General features: G+C 42.3%; 25 protein-coding genes and 1 pseudogene. 20 read left to right on the top strand and 6 right to left on the bottom strand.

The genetic code is table 11. From position 1 onward, the window contains the following. Window positions 1-317 (top strand): annotated as a pseudogene (locus B2R65_RS14540) (site-2 protease family protein); the annotation flags it as partial. A gap of 44 nt (window positions 318-361) precedes the next feature. On the opposite strand, the gene B2R65_RS14535 reads toward B2R65_RS14540, so the two are convergent. Beyond that, window positions 362-1,672 carry a short-chain fatty acid transporter gene (locus B2R65_RS14535; protein WP_286743833.1) on the bottom strand — a complete coding sequence of 437 codons (1,311 nt, stop codon included), beginning with the start codon at window positions 1,670-1,672 and terminating at the stop codon, window positions 362-364. A 225-nt stretch (window positions 1,673-1,897) separates the two neighbouring features. On the opposite strand from B2R65_RS14535, the gene B2R65_RS14530 reads away from it, so the two are divergent. Together B2R65_RS14530 and B2R65_RS14525 are read left to right on the top strand one after the other, a co-directional pair. Next, complete coding sequence (locus B2R65_RS14530; RefSeq protein ID WP_024031979.1) at window positions 1,898-2,965, top strand: potassium channel family protein; 1,068 nt, start codon at window positions 1,898-1,900, stop codon at window positions 2,963-2,965. Window positions 2,966-2,984: 19 nt separating this feature from the next. Next, complete coding sequence (locus tag B2R65_RS14525) at window positions 2,985-3,191, top strand: PLDc N-terminal domain-containing protein (protein ID WP_004588680.1); 207 nt, start codon at window positions 2,985-2,987, stop codon at window positions 3,189-3,191. A 2-nt stretch (window positions 3,192-3,193) separates the two neighbouring features. On the opposite strand, the gene B2R65_RS14520 is transcribed toward B2R65_RS14525, so the two are convergent. Both B2R65_RS14520 and B2R65_RS14515 read right to left on the bottom strand, forming a co-directional pair. Then, complete coding sequence (locus B2R65_RS14520) at window positions 3,194-4,225, bottom strand: hypothetical protein (protein WP_004588681.1); 1,032 nt, start codon at window positions 4,223-4,225, stop codon at window positions 3,194-3,196. Window positions 4,226-4,347: 122 nt separating this feature from the next. Then, window positions 4,348-4,806, bottom strand: coding sequence for an EVE domain-containing protein (locus B2R65_RS14515; protein ID WP_286743826.1), 459 nt, complete (start codon window positions 4,804-4,806; stop codon window positions 4,348-4,350). A 79-nt stretch (window positions 4,807-4,885) separates the two neighbouring features. Between B2R65_RS14515 and tesB the strand changes: the two genes are divergently transcribed. Next, window positions 4,886-5,743, top strand: coding sequence for an acyl-CoA thioesterase II (gene tesB / locus B2R65_RS14510; protein WP_286743824.1), 858 nt, complete (start codon window positions 4,886-4,888; stop codon window positions 5,741-5,743). A gap of 195 nt (window positions 5,744-5,938) precedes the next feature. On the opposite strand, the gene plsB is transcribed toward tesB, so the two are convergent. Beyond that, entirely contained in the window at window positions 5,939-8,377 is a 2,439-nt protein-coding gene (plsB, locus tag B2R65_RS14505; protein ID WP_029773518.1) for a glycerol-3-phosphate 1-O-acyltransferase PlsB, read from the bottom strand. Between the two features lie 413 nt (window positions 8,378-8,790). Here plsB and rpsJ point away from each other — a divergent pair, with 413 nt between their 5' ends. Genes rpsJ through rpsQ form a run of 11 tightly spaced genes read left to right on the top strand, consistent with a single transcriptional unit; the run spans window position 8,791 to window position 13,757 of the window. Next, the gene (gene rpsJ / locus B2R65_RS14500) at window positions 8,791-9,102 is read left to right on the top strand and encodes a 30S ribosomal protein S10 (RefSeq protein WP_002957900.1); all 312 of its coding nucleotides are present in this window, start codon (window positions 8,791-8,793) and stop codon (window positions 9,100-9,102) included. Between the two features lie 27 nt (window positions 9,103-9,129). Next, entirely contained in the window at window positions 9,130-9,765 is a 636-nt protein-coding gene (rplC, locus tag B2R65_RS14495; protein WP_004588685.1) for a 50S ribosomal protein L3, read from the top strand. A gap of 17 nt (window positions 9,766-9,782) precedes the next feature. Next, window positions 9,783-10,388, top strand: a complete 606-nt coding sequence (rplD, locus tag B2R65_RS14490) for a 50S ribosomal protein L4 (RefSeq protein ID WP_004588686.1) — start codon at window positions 9,783-9,785, stop codon at window positions 10,386-10,388. Then, complete coding sequence (gene rplW / locus B2R65_RS14485) at window positions 10,385-10,687, top strand: 50S ribosomal protein L23 (RefSeq protein WP_004588687.1); 303 nt, start codon at window positions 10,385-10,387, stop codon at window positions 10,685-10,687. Before rplD ends, rplW begins: the two co-directional genes overlap by 4 nt. A 17-nt stretch (window positions 10,688-10,704) precedes the next feature. Next, window positions 10,705-11,529 (top strand): 50S ribosomal protein L2, encoded by an 825-nt coding sequence (gene rplB / locus B2R65_RS14480; protein ID WP_004588688.1) that lies wholly within the window; start codon window positions 10,705-10,707, stop codon window positions 11,527-11,529. 15 nt (window positions 11,530-11,544) lie between these two features. Beyond that, on the top strand, window positions 11,545-11,823 hold the full coding sequence (gene rpsS / locus B2R65_RS14475; RefSeq protein ID WP_004588689.1) for a 30S ribosomal protein S19: 279 nt from the start codon (window positions 11,545-11,547) through the stop codon (window positions 11,821-11,823). Between the two features lie 14 nt (window positions 11,824-11,837). Further along, window positions 11,838-12,170, top strand: coding sequence for a 50S ribosomal protein L22 (gene rplV, locus B2R65_RS14470; protein WP_004588690.1), 333 nt, complete (start codon window positions 11,838-11,840; stop codon window positions 12,168-12,170). Between the two features lie 11 nt (window positions 12,171-12,181). After that, entirely contained in the window at window positions 12,182-12,883 is a 702-nt protein-coding gene (rpsC, locus tag B2R65_RS14465) for a 30S ribosomal protein S3 (protein WP_004588691.1), read from the top strand. Between the two features lie 12 nt (window positions 12,884-12,895). Next, complete coding sequence (rplP, locus tag B2R65_RS14460; RefSeq protein WP_002957890.1) at window positions 12,896-13,309, top strand: 50S ribosomal protein L16; 414 nt, start codon at window positions 12,896-12,898, stop codon at window positions 13,307-13,309. Then, window positions 13,309-13,500, top strand: a complete 192-nt coding sequence (rpmC, locus tag B2R65_RS14455) for a 50S ribosomal protein L29 (RefSeq protein WP_004588692.1) — start codon at window positions 13,309-13,311, stop codon at window positions 13,498-13,500. Before rplP ends, rpmC begins: the two co-directional genes overlap by 1 nt. Further along, window positions 13,500-13,757, top strand: coding sequence for a 30S ribosomal protein S17 (gene rpsQ, locus B2R65_RS14450; protein ID WP_004588693.1), 258 nt, complete (start codon window positions 13,500-13,502; stop codon window positions 13,755-13,757). The genes rpmC and rpsQ overlap by 1 nt, the downstream gene beginning before the upstream one ends. Before the next feature lie 326 nt (window positions 13,758-14,083). Here the strand turns inward: rpsQ and B2R65_RS14445 are convergent, their stop codons facing one another. Continuing rightward, a complete protein-coding gene (locus B2R65_RS14445; RefSeq protein ID WP_286743767.1) occupies window positions 14,084-14,620 on the bottom strand; it encodes a helix-turn-helix domain-containing protein in 537 nt (178 codons plus the stop codon). A gap of 181 nt (window positions 14,621-14,801) precedes the next feature. Between B2R65_RS14445 and B2R65_RS14440 the strand changes: the two genes are divergently transcribed. Further along, window positions 14,802-15,275: a hypothetical protein gene (locus tag B2R65_RS14440; protein WP_286743764.1), complete on the top strand. Its 474-nt coding sequence runs from the start codon at window positions 14,802-14,804 to the stop codon at window positions 15,273-15,275. A 113-nt stretch (window positions 15,276-15,388) separates the two neighbouring features. Next, the gene (locus B2R65_RS14435) at window positions 15,389-15,985 is read left to right on the top strand and encodes a hypothetical protein (RefSeq protein WP_286743762.1); all 597 of its coding nucleotides are present in this window, start codon (window positions 15,389-15,391) and stop codon (window positions 15,983-15,985) included. 30 nt (window positions 15,986-16,015) lie between these two features. Here B2R65_RS14435 and B2R65_RS14430 read toward each other — a convergent pair whose 3' ends face one another. Beyond that, on the bottom strand, window positions 16,016-17,647 hold the full coding sequence (locus B2R65_RS14430; protein WP_055255156.1) for an endonuclease: 1,632 nt from the start codon (window positions 17,645-17,647) through the stop codon (window positions 16,016-16,018). Between the two features lie 306 nt (window positions 17,648-17,953). Between B2R65_RS14430 and B2R65_RS14425 the strand changes: the two genes are divergently transcribed. From B2R65_RS14425 to B2R65_RS14415, 3 genes are all read left to right on the top strand, one after another. Continuing rightward, entirely contained in the window at window positions 17,954-19,765 is a 1,812-nt protein-coding gene (locus B2R65_RS14425) for an assimilatory sulfite reductase (NADPH) flavoprotein subunit (RefSeq protein ID WP_054983363.1), read from the top strand. Between the two features lie 60 nt (window positions 19,766-19,825). Next, window positions 19,826-21,523 (top strand): assimilatory sulfite reductase (NADPH) hemoprotein subunit, encoded by a 1,698-nt coding sequence (gene cysI, locus B2R65_RS14420; RefSeq protein ID WP_024031990.1) that lies wholly within the window; start codon window positions 19,826-19,828, stop codon window positions 21,521-21,523. Between the two features lie 42 nt (window positions 21,524-21,565). Next, window positions 21,566-22,011 (top strand): phosphoadenylyl-sulfate reductase (locus B2R65_RS14415; RefSeq protein WP_286743758.1); only part of this gene is annotated, 446 nt, incomplete at its 3' end.

Here is a 22,011-nt window from a genome sequence, read left to right as displayed (position 1 = left end):
TAAAAAGTATCAGCTTTTCAATGCGCTCTTGGGTCGGTTTAAGTGTGTGCTTACTCGGTGTGTTATTTGGCTTATGGCTGAGCTACACATTTGGCTTAATGTTGCTGGTGTTCTTTTTGTTTGTTGGCGCACTGGAAATCGTATTTGAATGGCGCGGCCGACATTACTCGCATTTATTGCCGCTTGATAAATACGGCCAAGGTTTTTCAGCCGCTATGTACGCTATTGTAGTTGCAGGCCATGTGGCAGTAATGATGCACTTTGCAGATTCAGAAAACCCAATACTGAGCCTGCCGATGACGATTTTATCAAGCTAATCGCTATACGCGCAGTATACCTAAATACTGCGCGTTATTAAGGGTTAGTAAAAGCTCAGCACTAGCGATATAAATACCCCCGTTACAAATAACTGCACAACACAAAATCCCATAATGTCTTTTGCTTTTAACCCTGCAATGGCTAATACCGGTAAAGCCCAAAAGGGTTGAATTAAATTGGTCCACGCATCGCCCCAGGCAACAGCCATAGCAACACGTGATATATCGGCGCCCAGCTCTTGCGCTGCGGGTATAACAATAGGTGCTTGTACTGCCCATTGGCCGCCACCAGAAGGTACAAACATATTAACAAGCCCTGCACTTATAAAGCTAAAAAATGGCAAGCTATCGGCATCAGCAACAGCTATAAAACCACGCGATATTTGCTGCGCTAAACCGCTGTCGACCATCACAGCCATAATACCTGCGTAAAACGGAAATTGAATGACAATACCCGCACCGCTAGGAATTGCTTGTTGCAAGCTATTAAGCAAGTTATGGGGTGTTTGGTGCAAGGTAATGGCTAAAAACAAAAACACAGCAATAATGCTGTTTAGGTTTAGGCTACCGCCTGCAACTATAAAGTAATACGCCAAATAGCAAAGGCCAAGTAAACCAATCGAAATGCCAAGCAGCTTTGTGTGTTCTAAATGCTGAGCAGGGCGAGTAATTTTTTCATGTGCGGGCGGGGGCTCTTTAATAAGTGCTGGGTCTACATATACGCTGTTTTTATCACTGGGTAGCATGTAGCGGTTAACCAGCGGCATAATAATAAATAAACCAATTAATATTGCTATGTTAAAACCAGCAAACAGGGTTTGCTCGGTACTAATTATGCCAATGCTATTTTGTGAAAAGTGCCCTTCGGTAGCAATCGTAAGCGGAATTGAGCCTGCTAAGCCGCCATGCCACACCACAAAGCCAGAATAAGCACTGGCAACTAATAGGCGGTAATCGACCTGTGTTTGCCTTACAATTGCTTTGGCAAATAAAGCCCCAATAACTAAGCCAAACCCCCAATTAAGCCAGCTGGCTAATAGCGAAATAAGCGTGACTAAAATAATCGCTTTTGGCGCTGAATTAGCAAGCGCCGCCAGTTTGTTTAATAGCGAATTGATAATGGGCGTGCTTGCTAGCATGTAACCTGTAATCAGCACTAACAGCATTTGCATGGCAAAGCTAAGCAGGTTCCAAAAACCACTTCCCCATGCGTTAATAACTTCAATATGTGTTGCGGGGGTAAAAATACTGGCAGAGAGTAAAGTAATTAAGCTCAGCAATATGACAAATATAAAAGGGTCAGGTAAGTAGCGCTCTACTAATTTGGTAAACGGTGTGGCAATTTTATTAAGCATAATGTGTCTGTGTGTTTTTTAGTCTTATTATAATTAATCATGCTCTTAGCACATTAGCAAACCCGCATTTAGTCTTATATTTTAGGGCCTGAGTATCTTATAGGTTGAACAAAATTTAATCCTAAAAGGGTAACAGGCCTTACTTAAAGGCTTAAACGTTGCTTAAAAGCATGGCTTACAGTAACGTACTGTTTATAGATAATTTACTAACAAAGATTTTGTATCATGCCGGTAATATTTAAGAGGCTAGCGCTACTTGTTCGTGCTCATATCGATCAGCTGAGCTGGCAAGCCGTGGTGCTTGCAATACTTGCTCATATGTTAGTGACTTGGGGGCTGCTATTTATTGCAAATGAGCAAGCGCTTACCTCGTTTACGACCTTTTTTTACTACTACACAGTAACTACCTCAACAGTGGGTTACGGCGATTTTAGCCCAACCAGCGAGCTGGGGCGTTGGGTAGTGGCTTTAATACAAATTCCGTTTGGATTAGCTTTATTTGGCGTTCTGTTAGGAAAAACAGGGCAAACAGTGACTTACTTAATTAGGCGCGCTATGACTGGTGATAAAAACTTTGCTCACAGTAACAACCACATTATTATTTTTGGTTGGCACGATACCCGAACAAAAAAAATGATTGATTATATTCTTGCCGATACCAAGCGCACTGACCGCCGTATTTTATTGGCGGTTACTGAGCAAATGGATCACCCATTTTTAACTAACGAAAATGTCGACTTTGCCCGCCTAACAAGTTTTACTGATTTAGAAGAACTTGAGCGCGTAGCTATTAGCCGTGCCGACAAAGTTATTATTGATGGGCAAGATGACGACCAAACATTTACAACGGCACTGCGTATTAGCCGTTTAGTTAAAGATGAGTGCCATATTAGCGCGCACTTTTTAGATGAAACCAAGGTCGATATGTTGCTTGAGCATTGCCAAAATGTAGAGTGTAGTAGCGCTAAGTCGGCTGAGATTTTAGTACGCTCAATGCAAGACCCAGGCTCGAGTCGAGTACAAGAAGAGCTATTATCTACATTGCACGGCGACACGCAGTTTAGCCTAGCTATTCCAAGTGAATGCGAAGAGATGGAGTTTGGCACTTTATTTCATCATTTTAAGCATGACTATAATGCTATTTTGTTAGGGGTGGCGCATAACTTAAGTGCACAAAATATGGATTTAAATCCGCCACTTGATTACAAGGTAAATGCGGGCGATATCCTGCACTACATTGCCCTTGAACGTGTGCTAACAAATGAAGTAGATTGGCAAAGCTTGGCCAAATAACCAAGGCTTAGGTTAAATAATGAATGAAGTAGTATTTTTAATAATTATTTTAAGCGCTTATATATTACCCGTGGTGATAGTGGTTAATAGTAAGCGCACCCAAGGCCATGAAAAAAACGGCTGGTTATTAGGCGTAATTATTTTTTCGTGGTTGGGGCTTTTTATGTATTTTACGATTGTGCCCAAGCATGGTCACAAAAAAAGAAAGAAGAATAAACCGTCATAGGTCTATTCTAGCTGCTTGAGTTTGTGCTCAACCAGCGGATCATCTGGCACTATTTGTTGGGCAACTTCTAATAACTGAATAGCATCATTTGGGTGTTCATCTTGATGTTTAAGTGCCACATCTATTAACGGCTGAATATCTATTTTGGCCTGATGTTCTTGCACATGCACTTCTTTTTCATCTGCTAAAATTTGATGTGCTGTACTTAATAACGCCAAGCGGTGAGGCGAACTCGCATTTGCCTTATTTAGGCTTTGATAATACTCTTCTTTTAAGCGCAAGGTTTTGGTTTGCAAACGAAACTGCGCTATATCAATCTGCTGGTGGCGTATAAAATCAACAGCCACTTGTTTGTAAAAGCCAAACTTAGTGAGGTAGCTTGCGTGGGTACCGTGGCCCATGCCAAACACTCTTAAATGAGTCAGTTGCGGGTACCGCTTAGCATGTAGGCGGTCTATTTTATTGGTGGGGTCATAAATTATATACCCCTTAGCATGGCCTAAATCGAGGTCGTTATACTCACTTTGCCAATCAAATTGCTGCGCAAGCTCTGTGCTGGAGCGGGTGTCCCACGGAACTGTTTCGGTGTTTTTGGTGCTAACAGGATGAAAAAATAAAACCTGATCTAATTTAAGTAATTTTGCAAACGCGCCAACAGCAAAACCACCGCGACTAAGGCCATAGCCTAAGCGGCACTTAAACGGTGTAAGTAAGCTTGATAACTGCTCCAAAAAGAAGATTAAATTACGGCTTCTAAACCAATTGCTTTTGCCTAAATGTTGGAACGAAATAACATTAACATTTTGTTTTTGCGCCAAGTGATAGCCCCAAGGGGCAAAGTCATCGGTTAGGTCGTGTTCTTGGACGTTGGTGCCCGCGGGGGAAAAAGTAAAAAGCAGGGGCTTATTTAAATCAACAAAGTCGTATTTTACATACACATCGCCGAGTAGGTCGCCGCCACACATAGGCAGCTTAGTTTGTTGTTCATCACGGCAAAGTGTTAACCATTCATCTAACCAATACAGTAGTTTCATTAATCCCCCAATTATAACTCGCGGGGGATCGTATCAAACACGGCCAAATGAGGTCAAACATAGCCAATCTTTAGCCCGTTAATGATTAGCTACTATTACAGCTTGATATTTGCTTACTGAGCTTAATTGCTCATGGCTATTATTTGCTCCCAGTCGTTTTGTGTGACTGACATTACCGAAAGGCGGCCTGCTTTTTTAAGGGCTAACTCGGTAATAGCCTCGTTTGCTTTAATGTCTTTTAAGCTTACGCGTTTGTTTAAATGGCTTTTATAGGTTACATCAACGACAAACCAGCGTGGCTTGTCGGGCGTCGCTTTCGCATCGTAATAGTCACTATTTAAATCAAACTGGGTTGGGTCGGGGTAGGCTTCTTTAGTAACAGTGGCTATACCCACAACGCCTACTTGTTTGCAGCTAGAGTGGTAGATAAATACTAAGTCACCCAATTTTATATCGTCACGCATAAAGTTACGTGCCTGATAATTACGCACGCCTTCCCACAGGGTGGTTTGTTGCGGCGCTGTTTTTAAATCATCAATCGAAAAAGCATCGGGCTCAGTTTTAAATAGCCAATAATTCATAGCGTTACTCATTTAGTTAGATTTACATAGCTGCATTGTATAGTATCATTAGCTTATCTGGGGATTGAGAGAACAGCAAATGAGCCAAGTATTAGATGATTTATTATCGTTATTGTCACTTGAAGAAATTGAACAAGGTTTATATCGTGGGCAAAGCCAAGATTTAGGGTTTAGAGCGGTATTTGGTGGTCAAGTAATGGGGCAGGCGTTGTCTGCTGCAAAAGAAACGCTACCAAAAGGACGTGTTGTTCATTCATTACACTCTTACTTTTTACGCCCCGGCGACGCCGCTAAACCGATTGTTTACGACGTAGAAACCATCCGCGATGGTAAAAGCTTTAGCACCCGCCGAGTAAGCGCTATTCAATACGGTAAACCTATTTTTTATATGACTGCGTCGTTTCAGGGGGAAGAAGAAGGCTTATCGCATCAAGCAACCATGCCTGATGTACCGCCACCAGAGGAGCTTCGCTCGTCGCTTGAGTTTTATCAAGAAAACGCCCACCACATACCCGAGGTGATCCGTAATAAGTTTATACGCGAGATGCCCATTGAAATGCGGCCGGTTACTTTTCATAACCCGTTTAAGCCAGAGGTTATTGAGCCCGTAAAGCACATTTGGATTAAAGCCAATGGCGATATGCCCGACGATCAACGCATTCATAATTACTTATTAGCGTATGCCTCTGACTTTGAGTTTTTACCTACGGCATTACAGCCCCATGGCGTATCGTTTATGCAGCCAAATATGCAAGTGGCAACGATTGACCATGCTATGTGGTTCCACCGCCCATTTAGAATGGACGATTGGATTTTATATACCATAGACAGCCCAAGTGCTAGTTCTGGGCGAGGCTTGGTAAGAGGCCAGTTTTTTGACCGCCAAGGTAATTTAGTCGCATCAACGATTCAAGAAGGGGTGATGCGCCAGCGTTAATTTGATTAGGTTTACTAGCAATAGACTGGCTGTTAAGCGCAAATTAGCAGTGCTTTCGCTAAAGGTTTTGCCAAGAGATAAGCGCCTCTATGTAGCGTCGCTGTTTAATAACTAAACGTACAAAAAAGCCTCAACATGTTAAATGTTGGGGCTTTTTTAATGGTGTTTAATTAGAGCTTAAATTACAGCAACTCGCTAATTACATTGATCTTGCACTATGTCGCTAACCGATTGCCATATACGCGCAGGTAATAAGGTTTTTAAGTACATGTATATTTCACACAGTTGTGTACTACCGTGAATACCATTTTCACCTTCAGTAATTAGCAGCTCACCGCGTAAATTATCAATAAAGCTTACCAGTACTTTTTTATCAAAAAACTCTGGGGTTTTAATGCCATGTAAGGTGCCTAAACGGTTTGCCAGTACTTGGCTTTCACGCTCTAGTTCGGCTTTTTCAATTCCGTTACTGGTTTGAATAAAGCCCACAACAATAGCATAACGTTGTAACGTAAAGCTAAGCGACCTTCCTAGCATTTCAAGCTTGGCTAACGAATCATTCGTGTTAGTAACATGAATGGTATCGCCATCAAGCTCAATTAAGTTTTGATCGCTAAAGTTAGCCAAAATACGGCTTATGTAGTTTTCATCTAGCGGCTGTAAATACCATTCTTTTGCAAACAGAGGGTAAAAAGCCGAAACAAGCTTTTGGCATTGCTCAACTGTACTACTGTGTTGCTTAAATAAGTGCAAAGCAATAAGGCTTGGCACAGCAAATAAGTGCAAAATATTATTACGATAATAGTTAAACAGGGTTTTTTCTTTATCGTTAATTGCAATAATTTCGCCAAATTCATCGCTAATAACATCAAACTTATTAAGCTTAATGGCGTGTGTTAATAGTTGCTCTGGTGTTTCATCGGGGGCGGTGACTTTATCGCTATAGCTTGCATCGCGTTGTAGGCGTAAGTAAAAATCTAGTTGCGCTAATAGCTTAGGCTTACTTAACGCGTGCTTGTCGTTAACTAGCAAAATCATAGCCAGTAAATTCACAGCGTTAAGTGCTGCGGCATTATTAATTTTTACCATTACTTGGTCGGCCAATGCGGCTACTTGAGGGCCTAGCCATTGCGGCTTTTGCACATCGGTAGGGTGTATTGCATCGCGCCAATCAGGTTGGTTGTCGTTTAAGTATTGGTTTATAGAAATAGGGTCGCCAAAATTTAAGTAACCACGGCCGTAATTTTTAAGGTTTTTAATGGCTTTAAAAATACCAAAAATGGACTCGCCTTTTTTATCTTTACCGGCAAGCTCTTTTAAGTAGGTATTGATTTCCATTACATGTTCATAGCCAATGTATACCGGCACAATAGAAACCGGGCGGTCTATGCCGCGTAGCATTGCTTGCAATGTCATGGCGAGCATACCGGTTTTTGGCGGTAGTAATCGGCCTGTACGGCTGCGCCCGCCTTCAGTGTAAAACTTAACTGAGTAACCTTTAATAAATAGCTGGCTTAAATACTCTTTAAATACGGCTGAGTAAAGTTTATTACCGGCAAACGAGCGGCGGATAAAAAACGCCCCTGAGCGGCGAAAAATACCACCGGCAGGGAAAAAGTTAAGATTAATGCCCGCGGCAATATGCGGCGGCACCAAACCTTGATGGTATATAGCATAGGTAAGTAACAAGTAATCCATGTGGCTGCGATGACACGGCATATAGATTATCTCGTGGCCTTTATTTGTTAGCTCATGAATCTGCTCGGTGTATTTTATATCTATACCGTTATAAAGCTTAGTCCACAGCCAGGTTAAAATTCTGTCGCCTACACGTATCATTGCCTCAGAGTAATTAGCGGCAATTTCATCTAGTAGTTTTAACGCGTTTTGGCGGGCTTCTGTTTGGCTTATTCCTTTTGACTTTGCTTCATCTTGAATTGCTTTTTTTATTGTCGGCGAAGCCAAAAGTGAGTTAAATAATTGCTCGCGCGAGGGCATTTTAGGGCCCGTAGCGGCCAGTTTTTGGCGTTTAAAGTGCACCCGAGCAACTCGTAATAGTTTTTGTGGTAGCTCATTTACGTCGGCTTTTTCGTTCACGATAAGTGATAAATCGAGTGGCTGGCTAAAGCGAATAAAGTTATCGCGCCCAGAAAAAAGCACAACGAAAAATTTTCTAAACCAACTAGGCGTAAGAGAGTGGGTAATTAAGGTACGAATACCTGGCTTTTCTTTACCTGGGTCGCGCCCCCATAAAATAGTTACCGGCACCACTTGTACATTCTTTTGCCCGCTATTTAATAAATGCTCAACTATTTGCTTACCCTGTGATAAAGCGGCGGTCGGTTTAGCGGTATCGCCAAATAAAGGTGGCGGATTTTTAATACCAATAAAGCGTGCCAGCTCTTGGTTTCCTAACGTTTGATATTCGCATGGGTTAGGCAAACCATGCTTTTTACATACATTAGTAAGCGCAGCTAAATCGAAACGCGAATTTAAACGTACTATATAAAAAGTAGGGTGTTCAGGATTAAGGTCATATTGTTCTATTGGGCTTTGGGGAAGGACCTTACTTTTTACCAAAACACGGCTTACGCAGCTAGTAAGAAAATTCAAACAATAATTTAATAAACGCATCGACTCACCATATTGAGAGTATTAAAAGCAAAATTAGCGCATAGGATACCATAATATCTATAAAATCCTGTAATTTGCGTAATCGGTTAAATTATAAACATAAGACTAATTTGGCGCTGAGCAGTTCAATTATAGCTATAAATAACCAGTGGCGGTTATTTGGGCAGCCTTACACCCGTAATTAATTTGCAATTAGTTGTTGCATTTATCACCAATATCACTATAATACGCAGGCTTTCAAGATTCCTCTGGAACTTGAAGGGATAAATTAAGCTTGGATTTCAAGCTAATAAACAGGAGTTCCGATTTGGAACTCATCGTAGATATAAATCAACAACCGGCATCTTAATTATTAAGATTGTTTCGGTCGTTTTTTTATGCTCTTTAAATGCTCTTTATATTGAGGTTTAAGAATGTCAAATCAACGCATTCGTATTCGCCTAAAAGCTTTTGACCACCGTTTGATTGACCAATCAACGGCGGAAATCGTGGAAACTGCGAAACGCACAGGCGCACAAGTACGTGGTCCAATCCCACTACCTACACGCTTTGAACGTTTTACTGTACTAACTTCACCGCACGTAAACAAAGATGCGCGTGATCAGTACGAGATCCGCACCCATAAACGTCTGATCGACATCGTAGAACCAACTGACAAGACTGTTGACGCATTAATGCGTTTAGATCTTGCTGCTGGTGTTGATGTTCAAATCAGCCTGGGTTAATCGAAAGATTAGAGAGGTTATAGGAAAATGGCATTAGGTCTAGTCGGTCGTAAAGTGGGTATGACACGTATCTTCACTGAAGATGGTGTATCTATCCCTGTGACAGTTATCGAAGCGACTCCTAACCGCATTGCTCAGATCAAATCTGACGCAACAGACGGTTATAACGCGCTTCAAGTAACCGCAGGCACTAAAAAAGCAAGCCGTGTAAACAAAGCAGCAGCGGGTCATTTCGCTAAAGCTGGTGTTGAAGCGGGTCGCGGTCTGTGGGAATTCCGCCTAAATGGTGGTGAAGGCGATTTTGAAGTAGGCGCTGAGCTTACTGTTGAATTATTCAACGAAATCAACAAAGTTGACGTAACCGGTACTTCTAAAGGTAAAGGTTTCCAAGGTGGTGTTAAGCGCTGGAATTTCAGCATGCAAGACGCTACTCACGGTAACTCTCTATCTCACCGTGCTCCTGGTTCAATCGGTCAAAACCAATCACCTGGTAAGGTGTTTAAAGGTAAGAAAATGGCCGGTCATATGGGTGCTGAGCGTGTAACGACTCAAAACTTAGAACTAGTTCGCGTTGACGCTGAGCGTAACTTGCTTTTAGTTAAAGGTGCAGTACCTGGCGCTATCGGCGGTGACGTTATCGTTAAACCAGCTGTTAAAGCATAAGTCCTGGAGATTTAGTGATGGAATTAGCAATTAAAGACGCTTCTGGCGCTCTTGAAGTTTCTGAAGCTACTTTTGGACGTGAGTTTAACGAAGCATTAGTACACCAAGTAGTTGTTGCATACGCAGCAGGTGCTCGTCAAGGTACTCGTGCTCAGAAGACACGTTCTGAAGTAAGCGGTGGTGGTAAAAAACCATGGGCTCAAAAAGGTACTGGCCGTGCACGTGCTGGTACAATCCGTAGTCCAATTTGGCGTTCAGGTGGCGTTAGCTTCGCAGCTAAACCACAAGACCACAGCCAAAAAGTAAACCGTAAAATGTACCGCGGTGCGATCAAAAGCATCTTATCTGAATTAGTTCGTCAAGAGCGTTTAATCGTTGTTGAAAGCTTTGGTCTTGAAGCACCAAAGACTAAAGAACTAGTTTCTAAGCTTAAAGAACTTGAGCTTAAAGATGTTCTTATCGTGACTGAAGAAGTAGATGAAAATCTTTTCTTATCGGCACGTAACCTGTACAAGGTTGACACGCGTGATGTAGCTGGTATCGATCCTGTAAGCTTAATTGCTTTCGACAAGGTACTTATTACAGCTGCTGCTGTTAAGCAACTTGAGGAGGCGCTAGCATGATCCGTGAAGAACGTCTTTTAAAAGTGATCCTTGCTCCACATATCTCTGAAAAAAGCACAATTGCTGCTGAAGAAAACAATACTATTGTTTTTAAAGTAACAAATGACGCAACTAAAGCTGAAATTAAAGCAGCAGTTGAGAAGCTTTTTGAAGTAGAAGTAACGGGTGTTCGCACACTTAACGTTAAGGGTAAAACAAAACGTACTGGCATGCGTTTCGGTCGTCGTAGCGACTGGAAGAAAGCTTACGTTACTCTTAAAGAAGGTAGCGAGCTAGACTTTGTCGGCGGCGCCGAGTAATAAGGGGAGTTAGAATTATGGCACTTCAAAAGTGTAAACCAACTTCTGCGGGTCGTCGTCACCTAGTTAAAGTGGTTAACCCAGATTTACATAAGGGTAAACCTTACGCACCACTATTAGAGAAAAACTCTAAATCAGGTGGTCGTAATAACAATGGTCGTATTACGGTTCGTCATATCGGTGGTGGTCATAAGCATCATTACCGTTTAATCGATTTTAAACGTACTAAAGATGGCATTCCAGCCACTGTTGAGCGTTTGGAATATGATCCAAACCGTAGCGCAAACATCGCTCTTGTATTATATGCAGACGGTGAGCGTCGTTACATTATCGCACCTAAAGGCTTAAAAGCTGGCGATGCAATCCAGTCTGGTGTTGATGCACCAATCAAGCCTGGTAATGCATTACCTATGCGTAACATGCCTGTAGGTTCGACTGTTCACAACGTAGAATTAAAACCAGGTAAAGGTGCTCAAATCGCACGTTCTGCTGGTGCATACGTTCAAATCCTTGCGCGTGATGGTCAATACGTAACATTACGTCTTCGTTCTGGCGAAGTACGTAAAGTACAATCTGATTGTCGTGCAACGCTAGGTGAAGTAGGCAATGCTGAGCATATGCTTCGTTCACTTGGTAAAGCAGGTGCAAATCGCTGGCGTGGTATTCGTCCGACAGTTCGTGGTGTTGCCATGAACCCGGTAGATCACCCACACGGTGGTGGTGAAGGTCGTACATCTGGTGGTCGTCATCCTGTGTCTCCATGGGGTAAGCCTACTAAAGGTGCTAAGACGCGTAAGAACAAGCGTACGGATAAATTTATAGTACGTCGTCGTACTAAGTAATATTGAGGAATAGCCATGCCACGCTCTCTCAAGAAGGGTCCTTTTATAGACCTACACTTGCTGAAGAAGGTAGAGAAAGCTTTGGAAAGCGGTGAAAAGAAGCCAATTAAAACTTGGAGCCGTCGTTCAATGATCATACCTAACATGATCGGATTGACCATTGCTGTCCATAATGGTCGCCAGCATGTACCAGTTTTCGTTTCTGACGAAATGATCGGTCACAAACTAGGTGAATTTGCACCAACTCGCACTTACCGTGGCCATGCCGCGGATAAGAAAGCGAAGAAACGCTAAGAGGGGAATGATAAATGCAAGCATTAGCTAAACATAAATTCGCCTCTGGTTCGGCGCAAAAAGCTCGTCTAGTTGCAGATCAGATCCGCGGACTACCTGTCGATCGCGCTCTAGAAATCCTGGCGTACAGCCCGAAAAAAGCGGCTGTATTAGTTAAAAAAGTACTTGAGTCTGCTATTGCTAACGCAGAGCATAACGAAGGTGCTGACATTGATGAGCTTCGTGTAACTACGATTTTTGTGGACGATGGTCCTACAATGAAACGTATTATGCCACGTGCTAAAGGACGCGCAGACCGCATCCTTAAGCGTACAAGCCACATCACTGTTGTGGTTTCAGATAGCTAGGAGTATAAGTAATGGGACAAAAAGTTCATCCTACTGGTATTCGCCTAGGTATATCTAAACCTTGGGTTTCTACCTGGTACGCGAGTTCTAAAGATTTCTCTGATCAGCTTTTTGGCGATCACAAAGTACGTACTTTCCTTACAAAGGAATTAAAAGCGGCTTCTGTGTCTAAAATCGTTATTGAGCGTCCAGCAAAATCGATCCGCGTAACAATTCACACGGCTCGTCCGGGTGTTGTTATCGGTAAAAAAGGCGAAGACGTTGAAAAGCTACGTCAAGCGGTAACTAAGATCGCAGGTGTACCTGCTCAGATTAATATTTCTGAAGTACGTAAACCAGAGTTAGATGCACAACTAGTAGCAGACGGCATTGCCTCTCAGCTAGAGCGTCGTGTTATGTTCCGTCGCGCTATGAAGCGTTCGGTACAAAATGCAATGCGCATCGGTTCTAAAGGGATCAAAGTTGAAGTTAGCGGTCGTCTTGGCGGCGCAGAAATCGCACGTTCAGAATGGTATCGTGAAGGTCGTGTACCTCTACATACTCTTCGTGCTGATATCGACTACGCAACTTCTGAAGCCTTAACCACTTATGGTATCATTGGTGTTAAAGTTTGGATCTTCAAAGGCGAAGTTATTGGTGGTTTACCACTAGTACAAGAGCAAGAGAAGCCAGCTAAACGCGCACCAAAGAAAGCCAAGAAAAGTGCTAAGTAGAGGTAGCGAGTAATGTTACAGCCAAAACGTACAAAATTCCGTAAAATGCACAAAGGCCGCAACCGCGGTTTAGCGCAAAACGGTAACAAAGTAAGCTTCGGTACTTTCGGTTTGAAAGCTACTGGTCGTGGCCGCATGACTGCTCGTCAAATCGAAGCAGCTCGTCGTGCTATGACGCGTCACGTGAAACGTCAAGGTAAAATCTGGATCCGTGTCTTCCCTGACAAGCCGATCACAGAAAAGCCTCTTGAAGTTCGTATGGGTAAAGGTAAAGGTTCTGTTGAATATTGGGTTGCTGAAATTCAGCCTGGTAAAGTACTTTACGAAATGGAAGGTGTTTCTGAAGAGCTTGCTCGTGAAGCGTTTGACCTTGCAGCTCGTAAACTGCCATTCAAAACAACTTTCGTAACTCGGACGGTAATGTGATGAAAGCAAGCGAACTAAAAGACAAAAGCGTAGAAGAGCTAAATGCTGAACTTCTAGGACTTCTTCGTGAGCAGTTTAACCTGCGCATGCAAGCAAGCACTGGTCAGTTAGCTCAGACACACACGCTAAGAACAGTACGTCGCGATATCGCGCGTGTAAAAACAATTATTAACCAGAAGGCAGGTCAATAATGAGCGATAAAATTCGTACTCTTCAAGGCCGTGTAGTAAGCGACAAGATGGAAAAATCTTTCACTGTTGCTATCGCACGTTACGTGAAGCACCCAATCTATGGGAAATTCATCAAACGTACTACTAAGCTACACGTACATGACGAAAACAACACAGCAAAAGCGGGTGACGTAGTTACTATCCGTGAATGCGCACCAATTTCTAAGAATAAATCTTGGACTTTAGTAGACGTTGTTTCTAGTCCAAAACAAGCTTAATTTTTAAATTAAGTAAGTTTTGTAAAAAAGCCCTGGCATTAGCCGGGGCTTTTTGTTTGCGTTTAAAAAAGCTGTAAGTTTGAAGCTTTCAGTCCTCAGCTGCTCGCAGTGAAGTGAAGCGCCTTAGTTTGGGTTGAGTCTAGAACACTTGAGAAAAAAGCACGCCACGAATACGTTATAGTCCTAATTCTAATCGAAAATAATACCAATCGTGTTAAGTGATGAGGCATTTATAGCGACAGATAAAAATTTTTGATGTGCGACTGTATAGATGTTTGAGGTAGAGTAATACTGGAGTAATTGCCAAGAACAACTAAATAACAGCTCTATAATTTACCAAACCTATGCCTTTGCGAGAGTAAAGCTGCAACAATAGATATTAATATGCACACGGCAGAGCCTACCACTAAGAAGCGGTTCTCGATTCGACTGACTTGCCTTTCTCCTACAATTTGATAGGTCACATCCCCCTCAATAAAGCGTTCGCCTTGGTATTGCTGAGTGACGTTAAATGCTAAAAAGTCACCTAGCTTTGCTTGATAGGTAAAGTAGGTTTGTGGATAAAAAATTTCATATGTTGCACATAACCACGCTATCAGCCCACATATAAATAAAGTCAGGCACATAATTAAAGTGATGTTTGAGGGCTTATCTATCGCTGAATTTATAGGTAGGCATTTATCAATACAGCCTTCGCCATAGCAAAGTTTAAGCTTTTCAATTACCTCAGTTGAGGGGATAAACTGTCCATTTTCAAGCTTTGAAAGGTACGACTGTTGAATTCCAATTTCACGCGCAGCATAAGCCTGAGTCCACTTTTTATTTGCTCTAAGGCGTTTTAACTCCATTCCTAACGCTTGCATACCCTCTGCTCTTATTTGATTAGTTAAGCGTTTTATTATCGCTAAAATTAGTATTTATAAATAGTCTAAAAGCGTATATTCATGCTTATTAATATAAAGAATATTATGAATATTAATAGCTTATATTAAATTTAATAAAATATAAGGTATGCTCAATTCGATTTTAATAAGGAGATATAATATGCCGAATAAATTTACTAGCGCTATTTTAGTGCTTATCAGTTCACTGTTTTTTATCAACCCCAGTTACGCAGAGCCTGTTTTTGCAATTAAGGCCAGTATTTATAAATTACAGAATGAGATTACCGTAGATAGTAAAATAGAGCAGGCTTTAAAAAATCTAAGCCCTACGCATCAACCTCAGCTACTCACGCTATTAAATAAAAGTGCAATGATAGAAATTGGTGATGATACGCAAATGACGGCGCTTGAAGTAAAGCCTAACGCAGAGGGGTCGCACTTTAACGCTAGTTTGAAGCTAAAAGAGCAGGTTGATGGCAAGTGGGAATCTATTTCTTCCTTTATGCCGCAAATCCCAAGTGGGCAAACAGTGTATTTAAGCCGCACCTTTACAGATAAAGTATGGCTGATAAAAATTACAGGTAAACGCTACGAATCAATAGAGCGTGCAGAGCAGGCCTTAAATCAAAAGTAACGCCTGTTAATTTACCGTACAGTGTGTGGCTGCAAAAAAAGTTTAATATAAGTTTGCTGGTAAAGTGTGGCGGGCACGTTAGTATGCGCTAATAAAGGTACAAGGAGCGTAGTATGGCTAAGCAAACAGTGTTAATTATAGGTAATGGCCCCGTCGAAAAGGATGTAAGTAAAGCCCTAAACAGCTTTGATAGAGTGGTGCGCTTTAATATGTGTGCAAACATGCCTGCATACTTAGGCCGTAAATGTACTGATTTATGGCTAGTAGGGCGAGGTAAGCAAGGCGCAATGCTCTGCGTAGCGTTTCCAGATATAGATATAACGCAGCTGAAAAATGTCATGATCACTGACCCAAAACCTAACTTATATACTCAACCTTTTTATAAGCTAATTAACCGCAGGGGCTGTATTGACCATGGCGATGAAATAATACGTAAATATAGCCCGCATGCAAACGTGAGTCGAATCGCCCAGCACGATAAAACAGTATTATTAAAACACTTAAATACGTTTGGCAAACCTGCTTTTAAAGCTAAAACACCCAGTTCGGGAATGTTAGCCATTGAGCACTTTTTAAAGCAGCAAGCACAGGTGTATATTATCGGTTTTGGTTTTAAGGGCTGGAAGCGTCATCCGTGGGATTTAGAAAAGCAGTATGTAGCGTCACTTATTGCCAAACAAAAAGTACAGTTATTAAAAAGCCCCAGTTAATGCTGGGGCTAAAAAGTTATAAGCAGGCTATTACCAAATCATCTCAACAAATTCAGGGTGATCGATATACGGGTTACGATTACCTTGAAACTCATAAGCTGCTTGGTTACGGTCAAGTTCCATTTGGCTAACAGGGTCGGCGTTATGCCAGTTAAGTAGCATAGCTACCACCCAGTTTTCGAATACTTGATTGCTTGTACCATTAAGGACTGCATTACTGGCAGTTGTGTTATTTTGCCACGAGCCTATTACATTCTCGTAGCGGGTTGCCATGTAAAAATAAGCGCGAGCAAAGTCACCTTTAAACTCATCAATTGGCTCAAACACCGTACCTGAGTAATTAATAGAGCTTGCTGCTGAACCGACTTTACTACCGTTTGTTGATGTAAATGATGCGCTAGCCACTTCACCAAATGGGTAGTTACTACGTTTTGAGTTTACATAACCGTCGGTTGCATAAATGTGGTGCACGTCTGAATTCATTGGCTCATTTGTGCCGCCAAACCAGCTTTTAGGGAACGAATGCTCGCGGTTATAGCAATCTGCTTCACTGTTATAAGTACCGCACTGATCGCTCACCGCGGTGTAAGTATAACTGTCGCTACCATTTGGCTTTTCGCTATACATATCTAAAATACTGTTATCGTTTTCAAAGTATTTATCGCGTGCTGAAGAATCGTAAAAGTTCCAAATAGCCGAGTAACCTTGCGAGCTGTGATTTTTGATAATGTTATAAAGCTCAGTTTTTAATGCATAGCCAGATAAACCCTGAGTTGTTACGTAATAACCTGTTGGTGTTGGGTTAGTGCCACCGCCAGTATCACCACCAGAGCTATCGCCTAATTCAAAAGTTGTACTATCTGTGTTATTAAAACTTGCGCCACTGGCAAGTGTGGTGCTGCCCTGAGTGAGCGCATAATTACCATTACCTACGTTACAGCACATACCGTCGCCATAGCTGTCACTTATAACTAGGGTGTATGCGCCATCAGTTAAACAGAGTTGCTCATTATATTGTGTGTTAGAGGCATAACCACTACCACTGGCTACGCTGCTACCTTGGCTGTTGTTAACCACCCAGCTGGTTTCGCTGCCGTAGTTATCGGTATTAAGTGTTAAAGTAAGGCTATGGCCGTTACAGCTGCCTGAAGCGCCGCCGTCTGTATTAGGCAAAAAATTATCTACATAAACGGTTTCATTGCCATCAAAGCCGCTCATATCGTAAAAACGTAAACCAACATTAATGGTTTTATTACTGCTAGGCGTATAACTGTGGCTAATTGTTTGCCACTGGTTAGTTTGCGCTTGGTTAGAGTACCCTTGGTAGCCATCTACATACAGGCGGGCCCTTATGCCTCCTTCAGTGTGATATACATCCACTGAGAAATCATATGTTTTGCCAGCCTCCACACTGACTTGTTGTAATAAGTCGGTATTGCTTTGCGAGCCGGTGGTCACATTAATAGCCGCCGCGCTGCTTGCGTTATTTACGATACTGGTTGAGCGCGATACATTAATACCGCTATCAATTGTGGTCCACGCGTCAGGCGTATTGCCTGTCCACTGCTCAAAGCCGCCATTAGCGACATTGGCCATTGCTGGGGTGGCGGCAATCAGTAATGCCGTGCTAAGTAACTTATTTTTGTATGTCCCGTGTGACATGATTGTTCCTATTTTTTATAGTTGAGTAAATAACATACACTATCTGCACAAGGTTACAAATTTGTTAAATACAAAATTAATAAAATAGCAATAATAAGCCTTTAAGCTGTTTTTGAAGGTCTTTATATAAATTAATAACTAAATGGAATAACAAAGCAGATTCTATTCTTTTTTTCTCACCGCATAGCCCGCTATCCTGCACACTAATAAAACCTCAGCAGAGTTACTCTGGGTGAGGTAAAACTCATTTTGAACAGCGCATCATGTGGGCTGTATGTAATTTTCAGGGTTATGGGGAACAAATTCATGTTGTTAGGTCAACTTAACGCAGCGGCAAGCCCGCTATCGCAAGAGCAAGTACAAAAGCTGCAAGGCTTAGTAGCAGAACTTAATCCGATTCAGCAAGCGTGGGTAAGTGGTTACTTAGCTGCAAATGCTAATTCTGCGGCTCTTGGTGGGCAAGCGCCTACAGCGGCTGCAAGCGATGCTGCGCCACTTACTATTTTGTATGGTTCGCAAACAGGTAATGCAAAAGGTGTGGCGACTAAGCTTAAAGAGCAAGCAGAGTCGCGCGGTCTAGCTGTAAAACTTGTGAGCATGTCTGACTACAAACCTACAGCCCTGAAAAAAGAAAAGTTTTTAACCGTTGTTGTATCTACCTACGGTGAAGGTGAGCCACCTGAAGATGCTGAAACACTGTATGAATTTTTAACTACCAAAAAAGCACCTAAGTTAGATGGCGTTAAAGTCGCGGTACTGGGTTTAGGCGACTCTAGCTATGAGTTTTTCTGCCAAACAGCAAAAGACTTTGAAGAGCGTTTAAACAAACTTGGCGCAGAAACTATTTTCCAACGTGCCGACCTAGATGTTGATTACGATGATGAAGCAGCCACTTGGATCACCGGTGCACTTGATGCATTCGAACCTGATCTAAAAGCGCAGCAAGATGCTGCGGGCGGCCAAGTTGTATCAATGCCATTTGGCGCGCCAACAGCGGCAGCAAGCCAATACACTAAGCAAAACCCATTTGCGGCAGAGCTTGTTACCGTACAAAAAATTACAGGGCGCGATTCTACTAAAGATGTACGCCATGTTGAGATTTCGCTTGAAGGCTCAGACATCACCTACTTACCTGGTGATTCATTAGGCGTGTACTTTTTAAATGATGAAGCCCGCGTAGATGAGCTACTAACACACACGCAAATCGATTCAGGCACACTTGTAAAAGTGGGCGAAGAGTCATTGCCTATTCGCGATGCATTAATCGAAAAGTTAGAGCTTACTCAGTCATACCCAGGCTTTGTAGAAAAATACGCAGTTGCAACGGGCACGCCAGAGCTACTAAAGCTTGTAGAAGATAAAGCCGCTATGCGTGAGTACATTGAGCCTCGTCAAATTTTTGATGTAGTGGCACAAAACCCTGCAAAAATAGACGCACAAACCTTAGTTGATTGCCTACGTAAACTACAAGCGCGCTTATACTCAATCGCTTCAAGCCAAAGCGAGGTTGAAGAGGAAGTGCACTTAACGGTAGGTTTAGTTGAGTTTGACGCCTTTGGCAGCGAACATTTAGGTGGCTGCTCTGGTTATTTAGCACGCCGTGCTGAAGAAGGGTGTAAAGTTAAAGTATTTAGTGAGCACAACGACAACTTCCGTTTACCTAGCGATGATAATACCCCCATTATTATGGTTGGCCCAGGTACCGGTATTGCGCCATTCCGTGCATTTTTACAAGAGCGTGACTCGCGAGAAGCACAAGGCAAAAATTGGCTGTTTTTCGGTAACCCACACTTTACACAAGACTTCTTGTATCAAGTAGAAATTCAGGGTTATTTAAAATCAGGCCTATTAAGCAAAGTTGACGTTGCATTTAGCCGTGACCAAGCCGAAAAAGTATACGTACAAGACAAACTACGCAAAAACTCAAAAGAAATTTTTGAGTGGCTAGAAGCAGGAGCGCATTTTTATGTGTGTGGTGATGCAAACCGCATGGCAAAAGATGTACACAACGCCTTAGTTGATATCATCAGCGAAAACACCGGTAAAAGCTACGAAGACGCAGAGCAATATTTAAAAGACTTACGTAGCGCTAACCGCTATCAGAAAGACGTGTATTAATCACGTTTCTTATTTTATTAACAGCTAGCAGCCGTCACTGTAACAAATTTAGGATTTAAAATGAGCGAACAAGATAAAAACGTAAAACTTTCTGATAACGAACGTTTGAAAAGAGAAAGTAACTTTTTACGTGGCACCATAGAGCAAGATTTAAAAGATGAAATTACCGGCGGTTTTACAGCCGATAACTTCCAACTTATACGTTTTCACGGTATGTACCAGCAAGATGACCGCGATATACGCCCTGAGCGTGCAAAGCAAAAGCTAGAGCCGCTGCACAATGTAATGCTACGTGCACGTATGCCTGGTGGTATTATCAAGCCTGAGCAATGGCTAGCAATTGATAAATTTGCCGATGAAAAAACAAGCTACGGCAGTATTCGTTTAACAACACGTCAAACGTTTCAATTTCATGGTGTATTAAAGCCAAATATTAAAGGCATGCACCAAATGCTTAATAGCGTTGGCATTGACTCTATTGCCACCGCAGGCGATGTAAACCGTAACGTACTATGTACGACTAACCCTGTTGAGTCAGAGTTACATCAAGAAGCGTATGAGTGGGCGGCAAAAATATCTGAGCATTTACTTCCAAAAACGAAAGCATACGCTGAAATTTGGTTAAATGGCGAAAAAGCAGAAACTACAGAAGAGCCAATTTTAGGTTCTAACTACCTACCGCGTAAGTTTAAAACCACGGTTACCATTCCGCCTAACAACGAAGTTGATGTGCATGCGAATGACTTAAACTTTGTTGCTATTGCTGAAGATGGCAAGCTTGTTGGCTTTAACGTACTTGTAGGTGGTGGCCTAGCTATGACCCACGGTGATACGGCTACGTATCCGCGTAAAGCTGACGACTTTGGTTTTATTGCCCTAGAAGACACCTTAAAAATTGCTGAGCACGTTGTATCAGTGCAGCGCGATTGGGGTAACCGTTCTAACCGTAAAAATGCAAAAACTAAATACACCCTAGACCGTGTTGGGTCTGACGTATTTAAAGCGGAAGTAGAAAAACGTGCCGGTGTAAGCTTTGCACCAAGCCGCCCTTATGAGTTTACTCACCGTGGCGATCGTATCGGTTGGGTAGAAGGCATTGATGGCAAGCACCACCTTACGCTATTTATACAAAGCGGCCGTATTTTAGACTACCCAGGTAAGCCATTAAAAACAGGTTGTCGTAAAATTGCAGAAGTGCACCAAGGCGATATGCGCATGACGGCTAACCAAAACTTAATTATTGCCGGTGTGCCTGCCGATCAAAAAGCAGTCATTGAAGAAATTGCCCGTAACCACGGCCTAATTGATGACAAAGACACTGAGCAACGTAAAAACTCAATGGCGTGTGTAGCATTGCCAACGTGTCCGCTTGCTATGGCCGAAGCTGAGCGTTACTTACCAAGCTTAATTGAAAAAACCGAAGCACTACTTGCTAAGCATGGCATACCTGATGACAGCATTATTATGCGTGTTGTAGGTTGTCCTAACGGTTGTGGCCGCGCAATGCTTGCAGAAGCTGGTTTAGTAGGTAAAGGCCCTGGTAAATACAACGTTTACCTAGGTGGTAATTTAGAAGGTACACGCATTCCTAAACTGTACCTAGAAAACGTAGGTGAAGATGTTTACCTAGACGCGTTTGATAAGCTGATTGGCCAGTGGGCAAGTGAGCGAAACGACGGTGAATGTTTTGGTGACTTTGTTATTCGCAAAGGCATTGTTGCTGAAGTAAAAGTATCAGTAACCGATTTTCACGCTTAATTAAATACCCACGCGGAGCGTGGGTGAGGTTTAAAATTGACCATGAGTGAATTTAAAAACATATTACAGCTTGATAAGCAAAGCCAAGCGGCATTGCTTGCAGATGCAAACGGCATACTTGCACCAATGAGTGCGGAGCAGCGTGTTGCATGGGCACTAGAGAACTTACCCGATACAGCTTTTTTATCATCAAGCTTTGGTATTCAAGCGGCGGTCATGCTGCATTTAGTAACATCTCAGCGTCCTGATATTCCTGTGGTATTAACCGATACGGGTTATTTATTTCCAGAAACGTATCAGTTTATTGAGCAAATGACAGCGCGCCTATCACTTAATTTACAGGTGTATAAAGCTGAGCTAAGCCCTGCATGGCAAGAAGCTAAATACGGTAAGTTATGGGAACAAGGCGAGGACGGTATTAAGCAATATAATCAGCTTAATAAAGTAGAGCCCATGACCCGCGCATTAAAAGAAATTGGTGCCGGTAC

Source organism: Pseudoalteromonas sp. UBA2102 (assembly GCF_002331165.1).
Lineage (GTDB): Bacteria > Pseudomonadota > Gammaproteobacteria > Enterobacterales > Alteromonadaceae > Pseudoalteromonas > Pseudoalteromonas atlantica.
Note: the sequence above shows the minus strand (reverse complement) of the source record. Positions and strands in the feature narration are given on the sequence as shown.